This window comes from Oceanidesulfovibrio marinus, assembly GCF_013085545.1.
GTDB lineage: Bacteria > Desulfobacterota > Desulfovibrionia > Desulfovibrionales > Desulfovibrionaceae > Oceanidesulfovibrio > Oceanidesulfovibrio marinus.
Map to the genome: position 1 here is coordinate 3,437,538 of NZ_CP039543.1, position 22,951 is coordinate 3,460,488.

Sequence of the window (22,951 nt, forward strand, 5' to 3'; positions counted from 1 at the left end):
CGACACTATACTGAAGGAGCTGACTATGTCCCGTCACAAGAAGCATGAGCGCGCTAAAGAGCTCGATCGCAAGCGTCATCGCCGCAAAGAGCGCCTCAAAGAGCGCATCAAGGAAGCCAAGCAGGCCAAATCCTAGTCGGCCTTCCGCCCGTTTTTCCCTGCAGGTCGTTTCCCGGCCGGGTATCGCACCCGGCCGTCAGGCGCAGGAAGCGCGCCTTCCCGCTGACGGCCTGTTCCAGGACGCACGCTCGGATTCCACGCCTTGCTGCTGACCTGCCCCGTGCGCATACGCGCGGCAGGAAAAGCTCGCCTCCCGGTGCGTTGACAAGCACCGGTTCGCTGCTTACTTGCAGTGTTGTCGTCCGATTTATTTCGAGATTTCACTATTCCATCGTGGAGGCTCGTCATGCCTATTTATGAATATCGTTGCGAGGATTGCGGACAAATTTTCGAGGAGTGGCAGAAAAACTTCGACGAAAAGAAGGTCAACTGCCCGGTCTGCGGCCACAACTCCGAACGCATCATCTCCAATACCTCGTTCATCCTCAAGGGCTCCGGCTGGTACGTCACTGACTACTGCGACCGCAAGTCCAGCTCGTCCGGTAACGGCTCGTCTGGTAACGGCTCCTCCGGCAACGGCAATGGCACGTCCGGCAAGAAGGCCGATTCCAACGGCTCATCCGGCGCGTCCAAGTCCGACGCCAAGACCACGGCTTCCAAGTCCAAGCCGGCCGAGAGCAAGCCTGCCGCCAAGTCCTCCGGATCGGCGCAGGCGTAACGCCGCGAAATTTCATGCAGTCCCTGGGCAGCCCGCACACGGCTGCCCATTTTTTTCAGGTCCATACCTTCAGGAAGACCACCGATGATCGAACGCTACACACGTCCCGAGATGGCTGCGCTCTGGAGCCTTGAAAACAAGTTCAAAGCCTGGCTCGAAGTGGAGATCGCCATCTGCGAGGGCTGGCACGAACTCGGCCGCATCCCCGCGGACGCCATGCGCGACATCCGCGAGAAATCCGCCATCGACGTGGATCGCATCCTCGAGATCGAGGAGACCACCCGCCACGACGTCATCGCATTCCTCACCGCGCTGGAGGAAAAAGTCGGCCCGGCCGCGCGCTTTATCCATCTGGGCTGCACCTCCTCCGACATCGTGGACACGGCTAACGCCCTGTTGCTCATGCGGGCCGGCGCCAAGGTGGACGAGGACATGGGCCTGCTCCTGGAGACTCTGGAAGAGCTCGCCTTCAAGCACAAGTCCGTGCTCTGCATGGGCCGCACCCACGGCATCCACGCCGAGCCCACCAGCTTCGGCCTCAAGATGGCCGGGTACTACGCCGAGTTCACGCGCCACCGCGAGCGCTTGGCCAGCGCGCGGGAGTCCGTGCGCGTGGGCAAGATCTCCGGCGCCGTGGGCACGTACGCCAACCTCGACCCCGAGGTGGAGCGCATCGCCTGCGAGCGTCTGGGTCTGGCCGTGGACCCCGTGTCCACGCAGATTGTGCAGCGCGACCGCTACGCCCACTTCTTCACGGCCCTGGGCGTTGCCGCCGGCGGTCTGGAGCGCCTCGCCGTGGAGCTGCGCCATCTGCAGCGCACCGAGGTCCTGGAAGCCGAGGAAGGATTCGCCAAGGGGCAGAAGGGCTCCTCGGCCATGCCGCACAAGAAGAACCCCATTTCCGCCGAGAACCTGACCGGCCTTATGCGCCTGGTGCGCTCCAACTCCCTGGCCTCCATGGAGGACCAGGCCCTCTGGCACGAGCGCGACATCAGCCACTCCTCGGTGGAGCGCGTGATCATGCCGGACAGCACCATTCTCATGGACTACGCCCTTGCCCGCATGCGCGGCGTGCTGGACCGGCTGGTGATCAAGCCGGAGAACATGCTGCGCAACATGGAGCGCTCTTACGGGCTGGTGTACTCCCAGCGCGTGCTGCTGGCGCTGGTGGAGGCGGGCATGGACCGCCAGGAAGCGTACGTGCTGGTGCAGCGCCAGGCCATGCGCGCCTGGGAGGAGGGCCGCTCCTTCGAGACGTTCGTGCGCGGCGACGAGGAGATCTGCGGCAAGCTGACGCCTGAGGCCCTGGACGCCGCCTTTGATCCCGGCTATTTCCTCCGCCATGAGGATTTGATCTTCAAACGCGTCTTCGGTCGCTCCTGATCGAGCCGCTGCCCGCAACAAATTACTGACGAAGGAGCCTTCGTGAACATCGACTCCAAAGAGTCCAGACGCGAGCGCCTGGCCGCACTGCTGATCGAGAAATCGTATCGCGAGGGCGACTTCACGCTCACCTCCGGCCGCAAGAGCGACTACTACTTCGACTGCAAGCAGACCGCCCTGCATCCCGAGGGCGGCTATCTGCTCGGCAAGCTGCTGCTGGCCGAGGTGCTGGCCATGGGCGAGTCGATCCACGGCGTCGGCGGCATGACGTTGGGCGCCGATCCGCTGGTTTCCGCCGTGAGCGTGCTGTCTCATGCCGAGGTGCTGGCCGGCCGGGTGAACGCCCGTCCGCTGCCCGCCTTCATCGTGCGCAAGAAACCCAAGGGCCATGGCACGGATCAATATCTGGAGGGGCTTGCCAACTTCCCGACTGGCGCGCCGGTGGTGATGCTGGAGGACGTGGTGACCACGGGCGGAACCCTGCTTACAGCGTGCGAACGCGTCGCCGCGGCCGGGCTCCGGGTTGCAGGCATTGTCAGCGTGCTGGACCGTCAAGAAGGCGGCGCCGAGGCCATTGCCCAGGCCGGGTATCATTTGGTCAGCTTGTTCACCCGATCCTCGCTGCTGAAGGCCGCAGGCCGCGGCTAATCTACTCTATGGACAATATTCGGGGTGTGGGATACGTGAGAGTCTACACAACGCCCTGGATGTAACATCCGTATTTTTTACAGAAAATGTAGAGAAAGTGCCGAGAACTCTTGACCCTGGAAGTATTAATCTGATATAATTGAATTTAGTATAACCAGGAATGAGCCGGAAGCTCCAGTGCGGGCGCAGGAGCACGAATTTTTGTGGTGTTAAGAAAATAGCAAATTTTCCGAGAGGTAAGCAGAACCGAAACAGCTGACCGGGGGGACAGCGCTCGGATTTGATGTCAGTCGAACAGAGCCTTTGGCACGGTTCGTGCTGGAATGGGGAGCCTGCGATTGAGTAACACTATGAAAAGGACCAGGCCCGGACTTCGGCTTCCGGGGTTGGGCCGTCCGCTGCCGAGCAACGTAGCGGAATCGCCGTAAGGAGGAGACTGTGCGCGTTTTCGCAGTTCTTCTGGCTCTTTTGATGATCCTGTCCGCCCCCGGAATTGCTGCTGCAGGCGATTCGGGCGTTCAGGCGGCCAAAGTGGGATGGGATGCCCACATCAGCGGTCATTCCGCTGGCCCGCCGCTTCTCATTGGCGTCAGCAAAAAAAATCAGCAACTGTATCTTTTCCAGCAGAGAAGTCCGCTCGCCGTCAAGCAGAGCTTTGTCTGTACCACGGGCGAGATGACCGGCGACAAGTTCATCGAGGGTGACTTGCGCACTCCAGAGGGCGTCTACTTTACCGAGCGCCGGCTGGACAGCGGTCTGGACCCTGATCTGTATGGCAAGCTCGCCTACACGCTCAATTTTCCCAACCCCGTGGACAGGCTCAAGGGCAAGACTGGCTCCGGCATCTGGATTCATGGCCGCGGCCATGCCGTGACCCCGCGCGAGACCAAGGGGTGCGTTGCTTTGTACAACCCGGACATGTCCAGGCTGGAAAACGACCTCGACATCGGTCTGCCCGTCATCATTGCCGAGGATCTGGAATGGAATCCCGGTGATTCAAATGCCCCGGCTCCGGAGAACCTGGAGGTCCTGGTCAAGCAGTGGGCTCTGGCCTGGCAGGCGCAGTCCGACAAGTTTTTTGATTTCTACGATTCGGAGAAGTTCACCAAGGCGCAGGGAACCACCTTCGCGGCGTTCCGCCAGCACAAGGAGTCCCTGTTTCACCATCTGGACTGGATTCAGGTCGCCGCCAACGACGTGATCGTCCTGCCCGGACCCGATTACTGGGTGACGGTGTTTTCACAGTACTACCGGTCCCCGAATCTGACGAGCGCGGGCGTCAAACGGCTGTATTGGCAAAAGGAGGCCGATGGCGCGCTACGCATTGTGGGCAAGGAGTTCCTTGAAGGGGACGCCGCCTTGGCCCAAAAGCTGGAGAAAGAGTACCTGCAGCGGGTGACAACGGAAATGAACGGGTTTGTGGATGCCTGGCGCTCCTCGTGGGAGCGCGGCGATCTCGATGCCTACGCGCAGTATTACGACAAGAACGCCAATCAGGGGGGACGCCGCGGCATCGAAGCGATCCGCGAGCACAAGCAGGTCGTCTGGCGTGACCAGCCTCCGCAGCGCATTTCCATCAAGGATATGAACGTGTCTCTGGATCCGCGGGGGGTTCAGATCAGGTTCAGGCAGAAGTACGAAGCTGCGGGAAATTATTCCGACCTGGGATTGAAGACTTTGGTCGTCGCCCCTACCAAGAAGGGCTGGCGCATTCTCAGCGAGGACTGGAGAGTCCTGTAGAATGGGTGGGAAGAAATACAGCGTCATCCTGATGCGGGATGACGATCACGTACGTCGTTACCGGATGAGCTCCATCTGGTTCAGGTTCGCGATCTATTCATTTATTTTCCTGATCCTTGTTTCGGCCGGGGGCATCTATCTCGGGCTGAAGTACTGGAACAAGTACCTCGATGTAAGCGCCACCAACCAGGCGCTGCAGGAGGAGATCCAGACTCAGGATGTGGAGCTGGAGAGGCTGCGCAACATGGAGCGTATGGTCATGGAGCACCAGACGCTGCCTGACAACGCCACGGCGGAGGACAACGCAACCGGCGTGAACGCCACTGCGGCTGTGCGCGCAACCGAGCAGGCCAACGCCACGCCCACCGAGACCGTTGCGACGGAGGCCAACGCCACGCCCGAAGCCAATGCAACGCCCACGGCGGCGGTATCCCCATACGAGCACGTCACGCCGGTCGAGCTCATGCAGGGCCTGGATAAGGGCGAGACCGCCATCAACGAGCTGAACCTGAAGGAGACCGGCGACGGCTACGCTATCCATTTCCTGATCCGGAACGAGAAAGACCGCGGCGTCCTTTCCGGCATGGTCTCCCTGGCGCTCGTGGACCAGGAGGGCGCGATCCGTCCCATCGATGCGCCCAAGGAGGCGCTCGACTTCACCATCCAGCGCTTCAAGACCATCAATGTGACGTTCAAGACGCCGGATGGGTTGGAAAAAGACAAGACATACGGGCTGTTGGTCAAGGTAACCAACAAAGCCGGCGAGCTTGTCTTCAGCAAGGTCTACCACCTCCCGGACATTCTCTCCTCATAGACGTTTCGCCCGGCCGGCTCTTGCTGTATATTGCCGGGTATGTATTGCTTCCTCGCATTGCCCCTCAGGCGGATGGCCGTCGATCCGAACTGGCTCGAAGGATTTCTCGAAGCCAGGATTTTGTTCGACAAGGTCATGTCCGAGCCGATGCTCGCCTCCCGCGACTCGTCTGCACCGGATTGCAGCGACGATATCGATGGCGACTCCACGGTGGCGCCGCCCACGCTGATGCCCGAGATAGGCATTGATGCGCACACGGGCCAGCGCTTGGGGCTGGCCTGGTGCCGCGGCCTCGCCGCGCGGCTGGAGGACAACGGGCTTGAATGCGCGGTCCATCTTCCCTTCCTTGATCTCCATCCCGCCAGCCTCGACAACAATATCCTTCTTGGAACCAGGCAGAGCCTGGAGCGCGCCATCGAGTTCGCCTCACTGCTCTCGCCCTCGCACCTCATCGCCCACTCCGGGTTCGACCCGGGGCAGCACAAGGAAGACGAGTACGAGGAGTACCTGGGGCGATCCAAGGAGACCTGGCTTGAGCTCTTGCGGCAGTGGCACAACCATCCACCCCTGCACATCGAGAACACATACGAGCTGGACCCGGAGCCCTTGCGCGACCTCGTGACCATCCTGCACAGCAAGAAGGTGGGCATCTGCTTCGACGCCGGACACTGGAACAGCTTTTCGCGGGGCAGCGGCCGCCGGGACATGGACCGCTGGCTCAAGGTGCTCGCCCCGTACATCCGCCACCTCCATCTCCATGACAACGACGGCACGGGCGATCTCCACCTCGGGGTGGGCACGGGCAACATCCCCTGGCATCAGCTCACCGGCTGCCTCCGGCGGCTCGGCATCATGCCGGGCTGCACGCTGGAGCCCCGCGGTGAGGCGGCTCTGCGCGCCAGCCTGTCCTACCTACGTTCGCGCCAGGACATCTTCGGTTCTCTGATGTACAGCAGGTGCGTTCCGGCCGGCCGGCGGCAGGGCGATGACCTCAGAAGCTCCATGGAGCCGTAGGCGTCCGCGGCCATTCGTCGGGTCGGGACATGACGGCGTAGGGCTCCGGCCAGCACGGCAGGGAGACGTACTCCTGCGCACCGTGGCCGGGCAGGACGTCAGCAGGAAAGGCGATGCGCCAGGCGTGGAGCAGCAGAGGGCTGCCGCCGGGTCCGCCGTACTTCACATCCCCGATCAGCGGAAAGCCGCGCGAGGCGAGCTGCAAGCGGATTTGATGGGTCCTGCCCGTGAGCAGGCGGACCTCCACCAGGCTGGCGTTTTTCGTACTGCGGACAAGCCGTACGTGGCTGACGGCGCGTTTGCCGTCCGAAGCGTCGGTGTGCATCTTCTGCGATCCCGGGCGGCCGGACTTGGCCAGGGAGTCCTCCAGGCTGTACGGCCCGCCGGACGGGAACTTCCCGGACACCCACGCCAGATAGCGCTTCTCCACGGTTCGCGTCTGAAAGGCCTGCTGCAGGGCCGTGAGCGCGGTATACGAGGTTGCGGCCAGCAGGACGCCCGAGGTGTCCTTGTCCAGCCTGTGCGCCGGCGTGGGAGCAAAGGACGCCTCTGGCAGCATGGCGGATAGTCGGGAGGCGATGCTGTCCGTGTGGCCGGTGCCGCCGTGGGTGGGCAGACCGGCAGGCTTGTCTATGGCGAGAATACCGTCTTCGCCCTTGGCAATGATGACGAGGGGCGGAGAATGCGACGCGCCAACGCTATCGGGGGCAGCAGCGGTATCAGCGGTATCTGGGGCCTGAGCGCTGGCGTTCTGGAGCTCTTCCGCCAACCTGGGCGGAATGCGCACCATGCTGCCCTGGGCCAGACGGTCGTAGGGCTTGGACCGCTTGCCGTCCACGCGCACCTGGCCCGTGCGGACGAGCTTCATCACGGCGCCGCCGGGCAGATCGGTGCGGCGGATCAGAAACTGGAAGAGCTTCTGGCCGGCCTCGTCGGCGCTTACTTCCAGCAGCGGCTTGTGCGGCTGTCTTTCCTCGGGTGCATCCATAGAAAAACCCCGGCCCCAGCGACTGGGACCGGGGCTCGGTACCATATTGTTTCGCGTTGCCTACTCGGCGGGGCGGTAGGCGCCGTCCTTTACTTCAAGCACCATCATGGAATCGGTGCCCAGACCGTTGTGGTCTTCGGGGGTCAGGGAGAAGACGCCGGAGACGCCCACAACGCCCTGGAGCTGCTCCAGCGAATCGCGCAGGGCCGCGCGCTCAGGCGTGCCAGCCTTCTCCAGGCCAGCCTTGAGCAGCGTGATGGCGTCAAAGGCGTAGCCGGAGTGCGTGTTCAGCGGGAACTCCTTGTCGTAGCCCTGGGCGGTGTAGTCGTCGATAAACTTCAGGATGACGGGCTTCTGCGGATCGTCGTCAGCAAGGTAGCCGGGTGCCATGATCTTGGTGCCGGGCATGACCACGCCTTCGGCGGCCTGGCCGGCAAGCTCCAGGAACTTGGGACCGGGCTGGCCGTGGCACTGCACCAGCAGCGGTTTCTCGCCGGGCAGGTTGGAGAAGTTCTTGGTGGCCACGGCGCCTGCCGGGCCGATGGTCCAGATGATCACGGCCTGGGGCTGGGCCATGGAAAGCTTGAAGGCCTGGGCGGAAAAGTCCATGGCCTGCGGGTCCATGGTCTCTTCGGCCGTCACGGTCATGCCGTACTCGCCGGCCAGGGACTTGAGATGGCGCAGGCCGTCCTGGCCGAAGCCGTCAGTGGCGGTCAGCAACGCGACGGAGCTGACGCCCTTGGACTGGAGGTACTGGTAGATCTTGCGGACCGCTACGGAGGAACGCTGCGGCACCTTGAAGGTCCACGTGTACGGGCCGAACTTGCCGCCGGCGATAACCGGGTCGCCGCCCACGGTCATGATGGTGGGGATGCCCTGCTCTTCCGTATATTTCTTGATGGCCATGCCGGACCCGGTGGAGGTAGGGCCGATAATGGCGAGCACGTCGTCTTTTTCCACCAGCTCGCGCGCCATGCGCAGCGCCACGTTGGGATCGGACTCGGTGTCGTAGACCACCATCTTGACGGGCCGGCCGAGGATGCCGCCGTTGTCGTTGATTTCCTTGAGCGTCATCTCGGCGACGAGCCGGCTGGCTGTGCCGACAAAGGCGACCTTGCCGGATTCTGCAAAAAGGCCACCGATCTTGATAGGTTGAATATCCGCAGAATCTACGGTGCCCGCGGTGAGCAGGCATAGCATGCAGGTGATGAGTATTTTCTTGAACAGCATTGATCGTACCTCCGTGGCGGCTACGTAACACACTGGCAAGCGAAGGGAAAGTGTCGGGTTGTCAGGAGATCCTGCGCCGCAGGGTCCGGGGAACAAGGGACTCCAGTCCGGGCAGGCGGCGTTCCGGATCGAAAAGCAGGGCGGCGGCCAGTAGCAGGCCGTGGGCCAGGGTCCGCGCCTCACCCAGAATCTGCGCCTCGGACAGGGCCGTCTCCAGCAGAAGCACGGCGAGGAGCGGCGGGTACAGCCTGCCCGGGCCGCCGATGACCAGGAAGAGCAGCGCCTTGAGCGAGAGGTGCAGGTCGAACTGGTTGGGGCTGATGAAGCCGGCATAGTGGGCGTACAGCGCACCGGCCACGGCCGAGAGCGCGGCGCCCAGCCCGAAGGCCATGGCCCGAACGCGCGGACGGCTCACGCCGCAGGCCGCGGCGGCCAGAGAATCCTCGCGGCAGGCCATCAAAGCGCGGCCCAGTCGGCTGCCGCGCATGCAAACATAGAGATAGACGCCTACAGCCAGCAGGGCCAGCAGCAGGAAGTAGTGCAACCGGTCTCCCTGCAGCGCGCCGATAATGGGCAGCGCGATGGGCTCGTGGAGCACCATGCCCTCGCCGCCGCCGGTAAGCTCCGGCAGGCTGTGCACCACATTGGTGAAGATCAGGCTGATGCCGAGGGTGGCCATGGCCAGAAAGCCCTCGCCCAAGGCCTCCATAGGGTAGGAGATGAGCGCGCCGGTCACGAAGACCACGGCTACGATGATGGGCAGAAGGATCGCTGCGCCCTCGGGCCAGGCGCTTACGGTGAGGGTGGAGAGGTAGGCACCCATGCCGCAGAATGCGCCCTGCGCCAGGGACGCCTGGCCGCCCAAGCCCAGGCAGAAGTTGAGCGCCAGCACATTGACCGCCAGCAGGAGGTGCTGGTTCACGGCCAGCAGGGAGTAGGACGGCAGCAGCAGGCCCAGCACCGCCAGGGGGACGAAGAATGCGGCGGCCGGGGCCGCCTCTCTGGAAAGGGCGTCCGGGTTGGGCAGGCGCGCCGTCTGCGTCATGTCGAGCTCAGGCACGGACAGCCTCCCGTTCTTTGTGCGGCATGAGGATCAGAATGACGATGAGGATGGAGTAGGTCACGGCCTCCTTGATCTCTGCGCCAAGGGTGAGGATCAAAAGCGCCTCCAGCAAGCCGAGGCCGATGCCGCCCAGGAAGACTCTTCCCAACGACGAGTAGCCGCCCAGGGTGGCTGCCACGAATCCCTTGAGCCCGATGCCCAGGCCCATGTCGTAGCGCAGCATGGTCTGCGGTCCTACGGCCATGCCGGCCAGGGCGGCCAGCAGACCGGCCAGGGCAAAGGTCATGGCGTAGGCCTTCTTGGGGTTCACGCCCTGCAGCGTCGCGGCCAGCGGGTTCATGGACACGGCGCGGATGGCGCGGCCCCAGCGGGTGTAGCGCAGGAAAAGCGAGAGCAGCGCTCCGCTGCCCATGGCCAGGATAAGCGCCGTGAGGGTGTCCTGCGAGAAGAAGAGCGGGCCGAGCCGCACCGAGGAGAGCGGCAAAAGCTGCGGCAGCATCAGGGGTTTCTTGCCCCACACGAGGATGGCGGCGCCCTGCCAGGTAAGGCTGGCGGCCACGGTGAGCATGAGCTGCTTGAGCGGATGCTTGCGCAGGGAGAAGCCGAGGGTGGTGGCGTAGAGCACCACGCCCAGCATCAGCCCCCAGAGCCCGGCCGCGGCAATGGCCAGCAACGGGTTCAGGGAGAAGGCCTGGGTCATGCTGTACAGACCGAGACCGGAAAGGAGCAGCAGCTCGCCCTGGGCGAAGTTGATGAGGCGCGACGAGTTGTAGACCAGGGAGAAGCCCAGGGCCATGAGGCCGTACACGGCGCCGAGTGCCAGGCCCGAGTTTATAGTCTGTGCGAGGTAGAGAAGGAGCATGAGTGCCGAAACAAGCGCGGGCTCGGCCCGGAAGAGTGCAGAGAGAAAGGCCGCCCCGGTTCCCCAGAGCGGCCTTGTTGCGAGCTACTCGGAATCCGTACGGAATCCTTGGTCTATCAAGCCGTTCTGCGAGCTTGTATCCAGGGGATAGAAGAGCAGCAGGGAGCGGCGTTTGTTCATACCCAGGGTGCCCGGGTGCTTGTTCACCAGCACGGCGAGGTCGATGATGCCGTCGTTGTTGACGTCGCTCAGGCCCAGGTCGGCCACGGAGCCCTTGATCCGGCGGGTCTTCCAGACCAGGTTCATGCCCACGCCGTCCCAGTACAGGGCGTGGATCTCGCCTTCGGGGAAGTGGCGGTAGCGCTCGAAGAACATGGAGGCAACCGACACGGGATGGTTCACGAGCAGCTCGGAGCGGTCGTCGCCATCCAGGTTGAAGGGAATCATCCGCAGCGGGACATAGTAGTGGTCGCGCAGGAGCAGGTCGTCCTCGATGCCGATGGGCTCGAACTGGTCGGTCAGGCCGATGCCGGAACCGGAGTAGACCTTGTCGGAACGGGACTGCTGCTCGCCGGTGTTGGTGTACACGCGCAGCTTGTCATCCTTGTCCACGACCACGATCTTGTAGCGCTCTTCCTGCGGCAGGTAGACGAAGTTGAAGACGTTGGCTTCCTTGGGCAGAAGGAGCCGCGGTCCAAGCTGGAAGGAGCCGCCGGCCTCGATCATTTCGTACACGCCGGTGTCGAAGAGCTCGCGGGAGCCTTCCTTCTGGCCGATGAGCACGGGCTCGTAGCTGGGCGGCCTCGTCACCACGTTGATGAAGAACGGGATCTTGTCGAACAGTACGGTGAACTTGTTGTCCCTGTACTTGAGGATGTAGGAGGAGGCGTCGTACACCTCGTAGGTGTTGTCCTTGCCCTTGGTGCTCACGCGGACGGCCGCCACGATGATCTCCTGCTGGCCGTCGCCGTCCACATCATAGGCGTTGATGTGGATGTTGCGGAATGAGGGCGAGCGCTTGTAGGAGGCCAGGGGCTGGAGCTTGTTCTCGACGTCGAAGCGCAGGGCGTGCACCTCGTCGTCGTTGATGATGAAGATCTCCTGCTGGCCGTCGCCGTCGCCATCCGCAATGACCATGCTGTTGGCGGAGTAGGGCAGGGTGCTGGAGCGGATGCGGCCCGAACCGGAGGAGTCGCCGGCGTAGCGGAACTGCGGGTTCAGGTAGAACTGCGTGTTCTGGTTGATCTCGTTGTGCACCAGGCCGGGGTTCATGGCGTTGACCTGGTTCTGCTGCTGGCCGCCGCCCTGGGGCGCCTGCGCCACGTTCTGGCCGCCCGTCTGGAAGAGGGCGGAGTTGATCTGCTTGGAGAAGTTCTCAAGCGTCTGCATGAGCTGGTCGTTCTTTACAGAAGCACTGCGCGTCTGTATGGCCCCTTCGGGTCCCATGGACTTGAGGTCGATGCTCATGCTGTCGCCCATGATGGTGGCGCTGCCCCAGAAGAGGTAGTCCACGCCGAGCTGCGACTTGAGCTGTGCGGCCTTGTCCTCGGCCAGACCCTTGAGGCTGGGCAGGTTCGCCAGCTTGGATCGGTCCACGGAGACAAACTTGTCCTGCCAGTGCAGGCGGGTGGTCAGCATGTCCTGAATGCCTTCGCTCAGGTACGCGTATTCGGAAGGGCCGTTTACCGCGAACGGCAGCACGGCGAAGGTGTCCTGCTTTGCCCAGGCCGGGCTGCTGAGCAGCATGAGGAAGCTGCATACGAATAGTGCGACCCTGAAGGTCCGATGCGATTGCATATGTTCTCCTTGAATTTGGCGCGCCAGGGAGAGTGTTCAAAAAAAGGCGCGGTTCCCAAGTCGAGAGACCGGGAGTACGCTTGGTCCGGCATGGATGAGTTCTCGCTGGGAAGGTGTATCCCATAACAACAAACGGGTAAAGTCGCAAAGCCTTGAACAGGCAGAAGCTTTACAAAATTTAAGGAAGAATTTCCGTATGTTGGAAGATCAGGGTCGGAGCTTCCGGCTCATCTGTCAGGAATGGGAGCGGCCCATGCTGCTGGAGCTGCTGGCCGCCGAAGGGTATACGTTGGAACCGCTGCCGGCGCACCCGTTGCTGATGCGCGCTTCCGGCGGGGAGGCGGCCCTGGGCTCCAGCCTGGCAGCGCGGTTCGGCCGGCTCTACATCCAGGACGCGGCATCGTTCATTGCGCCGCTGGCTCTGGACCCCCGGCCGGGCGAGACCGTGCTGGACATGTGCGCCAGCCCGGGCGGCAAGTCCACCTTTCTGGCGCAGCTCGCCGGACCGGACGGCGTGGTCATGGCCAACGAGCCCAATCCCCAGCGCCTGGCCACCCTGCGGCAAAATATCCTGCGCCTCTCCATGGCCAACGTGGCCAGCCTCGATTCGCCGGGTGAGAAGCTGCCCATACCGGACGGCAGCCTGAACGCCATACTGCTGGACCCGCCGTGCAGCGGCTGGGGCACGGCGGAGAAGCATCCCCGCGTGCGCGAGCTGTGGCAGGGCGACAAGGTGGAGCCGCTCAAGACCTTGCAGCGCAAGCTGCTGAAGGAGGCGATCCGGGTGCTCGCGCCGGGTGGCCGGCTCGTCTACTCCACCTGCACCACCAACGTGGAGGAGAACGAGGCCCAGGTGCTGCATGCCGTGGAGACGTACGGCATGCGCATCGATCCCATCGCGCCGCCGCCGGGATACGCCTTTGACGAGCCAGAGCTGGACGAGACGCCGGGTGTGCTGCGCGTGGCCGGGGAGCTCTCGGCCGCGCAGGGCCACTTTGTGGCGCGGATGGTCAAGCCGGGCAACGGGTCGGCGGCTGCTCCGGAGCACGATGATGACGCGGTGAACGCGTCCCTGGAGGCCCTTGAGCGCAAGGGCGGCGTAGTCGTGGACGTGGACGAAGTTCCCGGAGCCGAGCACCTGCCGGCCGGGGAGCTGGTGGCTTTCAAGGGCCAGGTCCGCTTTTTGCCGCGCGCCGTGCTGGCCATGCTGCGGCCGGGCACGCGTTGGCAGGGCATGGCCCTGGGCCGCTTGACCGCCGGCGGTTTTCGGGTGCAATCTCGCTGCCGTGCGCTCATGTCGCCGTCGCCAGGGGCGGAGGCCCTCAATGTGACGGAGACAGAGCCGCTGGAAGATCTTCTGGCCGGCCGCGGCCATTTTCTGGATGCGCCGGCGCGGACAAAACCCCTGCCGCTGTATTACAGAGGGTTGGCGCTTGGCTGGCTGGCGGTCAAGGGCGACGGCCGGCGCGTGCTCTGGACGGAAAAGTAATCAGACACCGCGGCGCATTCACTCACACAACCAACACTTCTACGGGAAAAAGCTGACTATGATCGGAACCACACGGCGGCGGGCCAGACTCTTCGACCCGGAATCCGGGAAGAGCGTGATTCTGAGCCTGGACCACGGTGCATCGGACGGCATGATCCCCGGGATCGAGAAAATACAGGAAATGCTGGGGGCGGTCGGCTCCAGCCGGGCGCAGGGCGTGGTGCTGAACAAAGGCCTGGCCCGCTCCTGGGGCGGCAACGTGGATCAGCGGGTCGGCCTGGTCATACAGCTTTCCGGCGGCACCAAGCATGGGCTGCCCACGTACAACAAGAGCCTGGTTTGCTCCGTGCCGGAGGCGTTGCGCGCCGGGGCGGACGCGGTGTGCGTGCACGTGAACCTGGGCAACGATCTGGAAGACCGCATGCTGGGCGACCTCGGTGTGGTGACGGACGAGGCGCATCAGCTGGGCCTGCCGGTGATGGCCGTGATCTACGCCCGCGGCGGGCAGATAGTGAACGAGCTGGACCCCGCGCTCATCGGCCACTCCATCCGCCTGGGCGGCGAGCTGGGCGCGGACCTGGTGGCGGTGCCCTTTTCCGGCGAGTCCGAGAGCTTCGGCCGCGCGGCGCGCTCCTGCCCGGTGCCGGTGCTGGTCACGGGCGGACCGCGCAAGGCGAGCCTGGACATTGTTCTGGACGATATCTCGCAGGCCTTGGAGGCCGGCGCGTCGGGCGTGTGCGTGGGCCGCAACATCTTTCAGCACCCGGACCCCATTGCGGCCCTGGCCAAGGTCACGGAGCGGGTGCACGGCGCGAAGTAGCACCGGGGGAGCTCAGGCTGCCGGTTCAGAAATCGGGGCGGTAATGGGCCGGCGATGTGTTGTACCCGGCGCATCGCGATTTCCTGGTATCGCTCAGGATGGCCTGTGTCGTGTGCGCTCTGCGTGAGCTGACGCTCGTTCCTTATTCGTCGCGTCAGGCGATCCCCGTCTGATCCTCAGCGTTGCGGCGGAAAGGCTCCCATCTTCTTGTAGCGGCCGTACAGGAAGAAGCCCATGGTCCACACACCCACCGAGAAGATGCCCGTGGAGAACACGCCCACGGAGAAGATTCCCACCGAAAATACGCCCACGGCAAAGGTGCCGATGGCGTAGATTCCCAGAGCAAAGTGGCCGGCGGTAAAGACGCCATAGGCGAAGTCGCCGGCTGCGAAGTACGCGCTGGCAAAATCCCCTGCCTGAAAAATACCCGAGACGAACAGGGAGAGCACCACGCCCAGTGCGACCAGCACCAGCGTGGCGTTGCGGATGGCCTTTCTGTACGGGGTTGAACCGGTCTGCATCCTGGGCCTCCTGCGGAAGAGCGAGGCCCCGGGGGTGGAGACCTACTCTTCTTCGAGTGTCTTGATGGTGTGGGAGTAAGCCTTGAAGACGTCCTCACGGTTGATCATGCCGAGGACCTTGTGGCCTTTCTGGTGATCCACCACGGGCAGCTGGCCCAGGTCCGTATCCACAAACGAGAGCAGGGCCTGATAGAGGTCGTCATGAGGATACAGGACGATAGGCTTTCTCGCCAGCTCCTTGACCAGGATGACGTCGTAGAGCGAGTCCTCGAACAGGACCTCGCGCACGTCCTGGATGGTGAGGATGCCGGTAAGCTCGCCGGCCTCGTTTTTCACCGGGAAGCAGAACTCGTTGGTGCCGGCGATGATGTCCACCAGGGCCTTGAGCGTGGTGCCCTCTTCCAGGGTGGTCACGCGGCCTGGGCGGAAGAAGTCGCGCACCTGGAGCTGCTCCAGGATGTTGATGGTGGCGTCCTTGATGTGCGCCGGCGACTCGAACTTGTTGTCCACCTGGTTGTCGTAGAGGAAGAGCTTGCGACCCATGACCAGGCACAGCGCCGAGGCGAGCATGAGCGGCGCGAGCAGGCCGTAGCCCTGGGTGATCTCGCAGACCATGAGCAGCGGACCCACGGGGGCGTGCGCCACGCAGGCGAAGAATGCGGCCATGCCCACCAGCACGTAGCCGCCTGGCTGGGTGGCGATGTCCGGGAAGTAGGTGTGCGCGAGCTTGCCGATAACGCCGCCGCTGACGCCGCCCACGAACAGGGCCGGGGCGAACATGCCGCCGCTCATGCCGGAGCCCAGAGTGAAGGATGTGGCCACGGTCTTGGTAAGAATGACCAGCAGCATGATGGCGATGGGCAGGTTGCCGAGGATGGCCTCCTGCAGCCAGCCGTAGCCGCCGGTGAGCACCTGGGGCACGGCCATGCCCAGCATGCCCATGCACAGACCACCCATGGTCATGGCTGCGGTGATGCCGGCCTTCTCGCGGATCTTGCCGAAGATGGAGAACTTCAGGAAGCGGAAGGTCTTGATGTAGAACCAGCCCGTGGCCGTGCAGAACAGGGCGAGGATAGCGTAGAATATGAGTTCGCGGCCGTCTCTGAAGTGGAATGTCGGGATGTCGAAGATGGGCTTGTTGCCGAAGGTGAAGCTGAAGATGGTGTAGGCCACCACAGAGGAAAGGACCGAGGGCAGGATGGCCTCGGACTCGAAGTCCTCCATGTAGATGACCTCCACGGCCGTGATGGCGCCGCCCAGAGGCGCGCGGAAGATGGCGCCCAGGCCGCCGGCCGCGCCGGCCAGCAGCAGGATGCGCCGCTCCTTGACCGAGAGCTTCAGCTTGTTGGCGAGGAACGAGCCGATGCCGGCGCCGATCTGGGAGATCGGTCCCTCGCGGCCGGCCGAGCCGCCCGAGGCGATGGTCAGCACGGCCGTGGCGCCCTTGATGATGGGCACGATGGGACGCAGATAGCCTTCGTTGCGATGGAAGGACTTGATCATCGCGTCCGTGCCGTCGGTGCCGGAGTCCACGGTTTCGGGAATGAACTTGCTGACGAGCAGGCCGGTGATGAGGCCGGTGGCCGTGGTGAAGATGGGCACGAGCCAGGGCCGGAACGAGCCGGCTGGCAGATGGAAGACTTCTTCGTTGACGAGCGCCGGCATCTCGATGCCGGCCAGGTGGTGCAGCAGGAAGGTTTTGATGAACTCGATGCTGATGAAGAAGAGAACAGCGGCTACGCCGGAAAACACGCCGACCAGAATGCCCAGCGTGAGCCATCGCACGTAGTCAACATTCTTGTAGGAATGGAGAATGGTGCGCCAGGGGCTCCTCAATTGGGCAGGTAACATCGTAATAGCCTATCCTTCACAACTGTGCTTCCGGCGATTCGAGAATGCGCCGTGCCAAGGCTGCGTCCTCCTTTATGCGCGCTATAAGCTCGTCTGGGCCGGAGAACTTCTGCTCCGGGCGGATGAACTGCACGAAATGGACGCGTAACTCTTGGCCGTAAATGTCCTCCCCGAAATCGAGGATATGGACCTCGAAGGAAAACTGCCGTCCCTCGAAGGTCGGTTTGTAGCCGATATTTGCAACGCCAGGCAGCATGCGGTCTCCAAGCTGGGCCCAGACGGCGTAGACGCCGTTCTTGGGCGTGACTTCGTTCTCCAGCTGGAGGTTGGCCGTGGGAAAGCCCAGCAGGCGGCCGCGGCTTTCGCCGCTGACCACGTTGCCGCGCACCACATAGAAGCGGCCGAGCAAGGGCCGGACGGCAAATACGTCGCCGGCTTTGATAAGGTCGCGAATGCGCGTTGACGACACGATGGCGCCGTTGATGATCACGGGGTCGAGGCGCTCGACATTGAAGCCGAACTCCCGGCCCAGCTCCGAGAGCATGGCAAAGTTGCCCTGGCGCCCCTTGCCGAAGGTGTAGTCGTAGCCCACCACCAGCTCCTTCACGTTGAGCCAGTCCACGAGGTACTTCTGGACGAACTCGCGCGGGGACAGGGCCGCCATCTCGCGGTTGAAGTCCAGCATCATGGTCAGGTCCACGCCCAGGGCTTCGATGAGGTCGAGCTTCTGTTCGCGGATGGTGATGAACGGCGGGGTGTGTGGGCCGATGAGCACCTGCAGCGGATGAGGGCAGAAGGTGATGACCGCGCTGGCCAGGTTCTGGGCGCGGGCTTTGGCCAGCACGCGCTCGATGAGCCGGGCATGCCCCTTGTGCACGCCATCGAAATTGCCGATGGTTGCAGCGGTGCCTCTGGTGAGGTCGAGGGTTATTTCCTGCTTGAGACGAGCAATTTCCATAGATAGGAACCTGGCGGGAGTAGGCGAGCGAAGCAAGTTAACGCAATACGCGGAACCATTCAAGAGAGAAAAATACGCAATCCTCAAAAAAGGGGTTGCAATTTTTGAGCGGACTCGTTAGATACCACTCCTTCGCTGCTGCCGAAGTGGTGGAATTGGTAGACACGCTAGGTTCAGGGTCTAGTGCGGGTTTCCGCGTGGGAGTTCGACTCTCCCCTTCGGCACCAAATTTCCGAGAAGGCCTGCTCATTTCGAGCAGGCCTTTTCTTTTTATTCATCGCCCTTTTTTCGCAGCCCCTCCAGCAAGTCCCGCTCACCAAACACGTACTTCGAGTAGAACCAGCTCAGGCCCAGCAGGCTGAGGCCCAGGCCGAAGAACGAGAACACCCGGAACAGCCCTTCCAGCTCCGAGGCGTCGTAGAGGAAGACCTTGGCAACGGCCAGGATCATCACCACCAGCGAAGCGAAACGCAGCACCCGCGCCTTGCGCAGCGCGCCGAAGAGCAGGAGCCCTATGCCGAAGACCAGCCAGGCCACGGAGTACGCGTAGACCTCGGCGTTGCCGGTTGGCCCGCCGTTCAGGAGCTCGCCCTGGTACGCCTGCCGCACCTCCAGGGAGATCAGCAGAAACGCCAGCAGCAGCATGAAGCCGTAGAGGGCCGTGTCCCACCGGCCACGCGGTACGTACTGCATGGCCCGCCAAGTCCAGAGGATGGGCAGGCCGTACGTCAGCAACAGGGCGTTAACGATGGGGTAGGCGCCCACGTTCTGCGACGCCCACAGCGGGTTGTAGGTGATGCAGTCGAAGTAGCAGATCCGGAACACGGCCACGCAGCAGAGCACGATGCCGCCCACGGTGACGGCCGGGCGCGTGTACCGCTCTGCAATCCACAGGCAGGCGATGCCGTAGGCAAAGAGGATGTTGGTGATGACGCCGCGCTCGAAGAATCCGGCTTTGACAAAGAGCACGTCCGAGGCCACGTGGAAGACGTGGCGGGTGAGGTAGTAGCCCATCACCCCGATGAGCGCGATGGCGGAGAGCTCGAAGATGCGCACCAGGACGCCGTCCTTGCGCCGGCGGAGCAGGTACGCGGACAGCACAAAGAACACGGCCGGCACGCCGAGCTGGAAGGCCGGCCAGTCCACGATGGGAATACCCTCCTGCAGGGCCAGCTTGACCTCCACCAGGCTGTACGCGCTGAGCTGCACCAGCAGCAAAATCTGCGGCAGCAGCAAAAAGCCGAACACGCCGGCGAGGATGCCAGCGATGGGCCGCAGCGCCTTGATCTCCAGCCTGGTGTAGAGCCAGGCAATGGCGCAGAGCTCGGCCGAGAAGGCCACGGAAAGGAACTCCCGCGGCAGCTCGATGGACAGCGCAATGGAGAGGAAAGCCGTGCACGTGGCCGCGTACAGCGCCAGCAGGTGCGGCTTCTGCGGATGCTCCCGCGGCACCTCCACAATGATGTTCCGCAACGCGTATACCGCCAGGCAGAAGAGAACCAGGGCAAGCCCGCCCCAGAACAGCGGAATATCCGTGAACAGCCAGGTGTTACGCAGCTCGAAGTAGGCCAGCAGGTAGTAGCCGATGCTCGACGCCACCACGAGGCCGGTCCAGATGAGCGGCCGTTCGCTGCGAGACTGCAATATATACCCGCTGGCCACGTAGAGCGCGCCGAACAGGCCCAGGGTCTGGGCAAAGGCCACACCGTCGGCCGCACCCCAGCTGGCGAGCATTGCCGCGTTCACGGCCATGGCGATCCATGGCACCAGCCCGTAGAGCCGCTGGTTGAGGAAGGCCAGGACAATGCCGCCGATGGCAATGAGCCCGTACAACCCCCACTCCATCAGGCCGTAGTCGGCCTGGTCGGCCACGAGGCTCATCAGCCCCAGGGCTCCGGCCATGGTCAGGTAGTTGAGGATGGAGGTGATGCGGAACCAGTTCGGGTGGTCCGTATCCCCCTCCAGGTACTGGCGGTGCGAGGAGATGACTACGGTGGCGCTTACGGCGATGAGAAACAGGCCGAGCCAGATGGAGTCGCTCGGCGTGAATTCGCTCACCAGCCAGGCAAGGACCCAGACGAGCGCGCCGATCACCGTGGGGATGGAGAGCACCCACCAGCGCTGCCGGCGGACCACGGCCATCATCCCGAGCACCACCAGAAAGAGGTAGATGAACAGTACCGAGGCCTGCGGATGCCTGGAGCCGATCAGCAGCGGCGTGACAAAGCCGCCCACCAGGCCGAGCAGGGCGATTGGCAGGCCGAAGCGCAGCGAGAGCAGCACAGCGCCGGCCGTGACAGCGGCCATGCCCACCAGGCCCACGTAGGACGGCAGCAGGTCGTACAGCGTGGTTGCCGCGAACAGGCTGACGTACAGCACGGCGATGCCCGCGCCGGACAATGCCTGGGAGATGCGCACGCCGTCAGCGAGGTTGGGTTTGCCGCGTACCATGTCCGCCGCATAGAGCAGGCAGAGGCCGAAGACACCGCCGAGCACGACGCGCACCGTGGGGCTGAGCAGTCCCTGCTCGATGGAGTACTTGACCAGGAAGAAACCGGCCAGAGCCAGGGCAATGCCGCCGAGCCAGACGAACAGGCGGGAGCCGAACTGCTGCTCGATGTCCTTGCGCTTGCGCTCGGGCTTTGGCGCTGTTGCCTGCGGCGGTTTGTGTTCGGGCGATCCAGGCTGGGATGAGGGCGTGGACTTGGAAACGATGAGCTTGTCGAGCACGTCGTCCACGGATGCGGCAGGTTGGGAGATGCGCTCGCTGGGCGGCTCCGGCGCGTCCTTTGTAATGGGGGCACTGGGGGATGCGGATTCCGAGGGTGCCGGTTCTGCTGTCACCGGCTCTGCTGTCTCCGGTTCGGCGTCTGTCAGGGGCTCTGCTTCGCGGGGCTCGCCAGGGATACTGGGCGCGGTCGGTTCGGTCGCCTCCTCGAAGAATGATGGCTCTGCCTCGGCATCGGGCATGGCGTCCGGTTCGGGCTCCGGCGTCTTAGCAGCAGGGCCTGAGATTTCATGGACCGCAGTCACCTCTGCTTCGGGCGTTGCCGACGCAATATCCGCGCCCTGCTCGATCCGCCCGGCCAGGCGCTCCAGGCGTTCGGTCAAGCTCTGGAGTTGCCGGGTCATTTTGTTGATCCGGTACCAGTTCACCCAGGGGACGATCAGGCACGCCAGCAGCAGGAGGGCGACGCAGGTGGCGATGAATGCCCAGATATCCATGAGACCTCGCACGATTGAGGTTGTATTTCGTCAATGATCTCCCTGGATACGCTCTATCACAATCGCATGCTGCTGTATAACGCTGAAACGCGAGGGGTATTGGCGGCTGCTGCGGTCGGGTGTCAACGCACCGTCTCGGAGGATCGGTGCATTCGTTTGCAATTCCATGCACCGCACCGGAAATCAGTGCCGCTCGCAGTTGGCACCGTCCTTGCTTAATGTTCCGACAACGGCTCACGGCGAGCCGTCCAGGAAAAACCTGCCGCGCATGGACGCGGTCAGCACAGGATGCAAGGAGGAAGAGCCATGGAAGGCTTTCAGGAAGTCATACCCGCATGCCGTTACGATTACGCGCCGCCTGCCGTACGGGTGGAGGTTCTGCCGGTAGCGGTACACGAGGTTCAGGTGCCGGGCATGGATGAGTACCTGGAGATCTCCCGGCTCATTTACACCTCCCTGGGCCGCCGTTTCGGCCTGGTGGCCAGGCTGCGCGAGGCGTGGCGGTGGCTGACCGGCAAGGCGTAGAACGGGTTTTGACAGGCTGCCCCAACTCCCACGCTGGCTGCGTTGCTTCAAAAAGTTTAAATCCTCGCGTAGTTCAACATACGCGTCGGCCTTGAACTTTTCTTGCGCCTTGCCACCGTGGTTTTTGAACAGTCTGTCGGAAGTGGCTCTTTCCTATCGCGCGCCAGAGAAAGCGTCTTTCCTTGCATGACGCGCATCAGAATCGGCGCAGCGCATTCCTTTCGAATCAAAAGCCCCCGCTCCTCCTCGTGAGGACCGGGGGCTTTCTGCGTGATGCAAAGGGCTGACGATCAGGCCACAGGCATTCGCGCCTGAGCTCGGCGCTCCACGCGTTACTCCCTGCTGCGCAGGGTCAGGCGCATCTGGCGGCGCTCCATGGCTTCGAGCTGGCGGCGCTCGTCATCCGGGGTCTCGGGGATGAGCGGCGGCACGTCGCACGGCTTGCCGTCACTGGTGAGCGCCACAAAGGTCAGGTAGGCCGAGTTGGTGTAGCGGATCTCCCCGGTGTAGAGGTTCTCCGCCTCCACGCGCACGCCCACCTCCATGGAGGTCTTGCCCACGCCGTTGAGGTTGGCCTTCAGGTGCACCAGCTCGCCCACGAACACGGGGCGGATGAAGTCCACGCGGTCGATGGAGGCTGTGACGGCCACGCCGCGCATGTGGCGCATGGCCACCATGCCGGCCGCGGTGTCGATATGTTTGAGTATCACACCGCCGTGGCCATGCCCCAGGGGGTTGGCGTCCTCCGGCAGAATGAAATGGGACATTGTTATGCGGCTTGCGCTGGGCGGCTTTCCTTGCATGGCCGGCTCCTATTTTTTGAAGAACATGTAGATGGCCAGGACGATGAGGACCATGGCGAAAATTTTCTGGAACATGGCGGTGTCCACGTGCTCCACGAGGCGCGCTCCCAGCTGGGCGCCGACAAGGCCGCCCACGCCGAGGAGAAGGCCCACCCTGTAGTCCACATTGCCCAGCCTGCCGTGGGCCACCACCGCCGAAAGGGCGATGATGATGGTGGCCATCAGGGACGTGCCCACGGTCTTCTGCGCGGTGTACCCCATAAAGAGCAGGATGGGCACCATGAGGAACCCTCCGCCCAGGCCCGTGAAGGACGCGGCAACGCCGACCATCGCGCCCAGGAGGAGATATACGGGGTATGCTGTCACGGAAGTCATTGCTGTCGTTCTCCTGTGTCCGGACGCGGTGCCGTGGGGCGGCGCGCCAGGGGCTTCGAAAAAAAGG

The 22,951-nt window shown here is 63.4% G+C and carries 20 protein-coding genes and 1 tRNA gene; 10 read left to right on the forward strand and 11 right to left on the reverse strand.

Annotated features, from left to right (window positions below; translation table 11 throughout):
• Window positions 1-406: 406 nt before the first annotated feature.
• The 6 genes from E8L03_RS15235 to E8L03_RS15260 all read left to right on the forward strand — a co-directional run bounded on the left by E8L03_RS15235 (window position 407) and on the right by E8L03_RS15260 (window position 6,377).
• Window positions 407-778, forward strand: a complete 372-nt coding sequence (locus E8L03_RS15235; protein ID WP_144234026.1) for an FmdB family zinc ribbon protein — start codon at window positions 407-409, stop codon at window positions 776-778.
• Between the two features lie 84 nt (window positions 779-862).
• The gene (gene purB, locus E8L03_RS15240) at window positions 863-2,161 is read left to right on the forward strand and encodes an adenylosuccinate lyase (RefSeq protein ID WP_144234025.1); all 1,299 of its coding nucleotides are present in this window, start codon (window positions 863-865) and stop codon (window positions 2,159-2,161) included.
• A gap of 42 nt (window positions 2,162-2,203) precedes the next feature.
• Window positions 2,204-2,809: an orotate phosphoribosyltransferase gene (pyrE, locus tag E8L03_RS15245; protein ID WP_144234024.1), complete on the forward strand. Its 606-nt coding sequence runs from the start codon at window positions 2,204-2,206 to the stop codon at window positions 2,807-2,809.
• A 471-nt stretch (window positions 2,810-3,280) separates the two neighbouring features.
• Window positions 3,281-4,549, forward strand: coding sequence for a L,D-transpeptidase family protein (locus E8L03_RS15250; RefSeq protein ID WP_244963733.1), 1,269 nt, complete (start codon window positions 3,281-3,283; stop codon window positions 4,547-4,549).
• A gap of 1 nt (window position 4,550) precedes the next feature.
• The gene (locus E8L03_RS15255) at window positions 4,551-5,363 is read left to right on the forward strand and encodes a RodZ family helix-turn-helix domain-containing protein (RefSeq protein WP_171267794.1); all 813 of its coding nucleotides are present in this window, start codon (window positions 4,551-4,553) and stop codon (window positions 5,361-5,363) included.
• Window positions 5,364-5,435: 72 nt separating this feature from the next.
• Complete coding sequence (locus E8L03_RS15260; protein ID WP_171267795.1) at window positions 5,436-6,377, forward strand: sugar phosphate isomerase/epimerase family protein; 942 nt, start codon at window positions 5,436-5,438, stop codon at window positions 6,375-6,377.
• On the opposite strand, the gene E8L03_RS15265 is transcribed toward E8L03_RS15260, so the two are convergent.
• From E8L03_RS15265 to E8L03_RS15285, 5 genes are all read right to left on the reverse strand, one after another.
• Window positions 6,355-7,365, reverse strand: coding sequence for an RluA family pseudouridine synthase (locus tag E8L03_RS15265; RefSeq protein WP_171267796.1), 1,011 nt, complete (start codon window positions 7,363-7,365; stop codon window positions 6,355-6,357). The genes E8L03_RS15260 and E8L03_RS15265 overlap by 23 nt on opposite strands.
• A 60-nt stretch (window positions 7,366-7,425) precedes the next feature.
• Window positions 7,426-8,595 carry an ABC transporter substrate-binding protein gene (locus E8L03_RS15270; protein ID WP_171267797.1) on the reverse strand — a complete coding sequence of 390 codons (1,170 nt, stop codon included), beginning with the start codon at window positions 8,593-8,595 and terminating at the stop codon, window positions 7,426-7,428.
• 61 nt (window positions 8,596-8,656) lie between these two features.
• Window positions 8,657-9,655: a branched-chain amino acid ABC transporter permease gene (locus E8L03_RS15275; protein ID WP_244963539.1), complete on the reverse strand. Its 999-nt coding sequence runs from the start codon at window positions 9,653-9,655 to the stop codon at window positions 8,657-8,659.
• Window positions 9,648-10,520 carry a branched-chain amino acid ABC transporter permease gene (locus tag E8L03_RS15280; RefSeq protein WP_144234018.1) on the reverse strand — a complete coding sequence of 291 codons (873 nt, stop codon included), beginning with the start codon at window positions 10,518-10,520 and terminating at the stop codon, window positions 9,648-9,650. The genes E8L03_RS15275 and E8L03_RS15280 overlap by 8 nt, the downstream gene beginning before the upstream one ends.
• An 84-nt stretch (window positions 10,521-10,604) precedes the next feature.
• The gene (locus E8L03_RS15285) at window positions 10,605-12,317 is read right to left on the reverse strand and encodes an FG-GAP-like repeat-containing protein (protein ID WP_171267798.1); all 1,713 of its coding nucleotides are present in this window, start codon (window positions 12,315-12,317) and stop codon (window positions 10,605-10,607) included.
• A 196-nt stretch (window positions 12,318-12,513) separates the two neighbouring features.
• On the opposite strand from E8L03_RS15285, the gene E8L03_RS15290 reads away from it, so the two are divergent.
• Window positions 12,514-13,806, forward strand: coding sequence for an RsmB/NOP family class I SAM-dependent RNA methyltransferase (locus E8L03_RS15290; RefSeq protein ID WP_171267799.1), 1,293 nt, complete (start codon window positions 12,514-12,516; stop codon window positions 13,804-13,806).
• 58 nt (window positions 13,807-13,864) lie between these two features.
• Window positions 13,865-14,626 carry a class I fructose-bisphosphate aldolase gene (locus tag E8L03_RS15295; protein WP_171267800.1) on the forward strand — a complete coding sequence of 254 codons (762 nt, stop codon included), beginning with the start codon at window positions 13,865-13,867 and terminating at the stop codon, window positions 14,624-14,626.
• 176 nt (window positions 14,627-14,802) lie between these two features.
• Here E8L03_RS15295 and E8L03_RS15300 read toward each other — a convergent pair whose 3' ends face one another.
• The 3 genes from E8L03_RS15300 to E8L03_RS15310 are packed head-to-tail and all read right to left on the reverse strand — an operon-like array spanning window position 14,803 to window position 17,956.
• Window positions 14,803-15,147: a hypothetical protein gene (locus tag E8L03_RS15300; RefSeq protein ID WP_171267801.1), complete on the reverse strand. Its 345-nt coding sequence runs from the start codon at window positions 15,145-15,147 to the stop codon at window positions 14,803-14,805.
• Window positions 15,148-15,189: 42 nt separating this feature from the next.
• On the reverse strand, window positions 15,190-16,998 hold the full coding sequence (locus E8L03_RS15305) for a chloride channel protein (protein ID WP_144234013.1): 1,809 nt from the start codon (window positions 16,996-16,998) through the stop codon (window positions 15,190-15,192).
• Window positions 16,999-17,014: 16 nt separating this feature from the next.
• A complete protein-coding gene (locus E8L03_RS15310; RefSeq protein WP_144234012.1) occupies window positions 17,015-17,956 on the reverse strand; it encodes a bifunctional riboflavin kinase/FAD synthetase in 942 nt (313 codons plus the stop codon).
• Window positions 17,957-18,096: 140 nt separating this feature from the next.
• Between E8L03_RS15310 and E8L03_RS15315 the strand changes: the two genes are divergently transcribed.
• Window positions 18,097-18,183: transfer RNA gene (locus E8L03_RS15315), tRNA-Leu, on the forward strand.
• Window positions 18,184-18,226: 43 nt separating this feature from the next.
• Here the strand turns inward: E8L03_RS15315 and E8L03_RS15320 are convergent.
• Entirely contained in the window at window positions 18,227-21,181 is a 2,955-nt protein-coding gene (locus E8L03_RS15320; RefSeq protein WP_171267802.1) for a DUF2339 domain-containing protein, read from the reverse strand.
• Between the two features lie 306 nt (window positions 21,182-21,487).
• Here E8L03_RS15320 and E8L03_RS15325 point away from each other — a divergent pair, with 306 nt between their 5' ends.
• Window positions 21,488-21,706: a hypothetical protein gene (locus E8L03_RS15325; protein ID WP_144234010.1), complete on the forward strand. Its 219-nt coding sequence runs from the start codon at window positions 21,488-21,490 to the stop codon at window positions 21,704-21,706.
• Window positions 21,707-22,038: 332 nt separating this feature from the next.
• Here the strand turns inward: E8L03_RS15325 and E8L03_RS15330 are convergent, their stop codons facing one another.
• Window positions 22,039-22,509 (reverse strand): acyl-CoA thioesterase, encoded by a 471-nt coding sequence (locus E8L03_RS15330; RefSeq protein WP_144234009.1) that lies wholly within the window; start codon window positions 22,507-22,509, stop codon window positions 22,039-22,041.
• Between the two features lie 9 nt (window positions 22,510-22,518).
• Window positions 22,519-22,884, reverse strand: a complete 366-nt coding sequence (locus E8L03_RS15335) for a sulfite exporter TauE/SafE family protein (protein ID WP_144234008.1) — start codon at window positions 22,882-22,884, stop codon at window positions 22,519-22,521.
• Window positions 22,885-22,951: the final 67 nt, after the last annotated feature.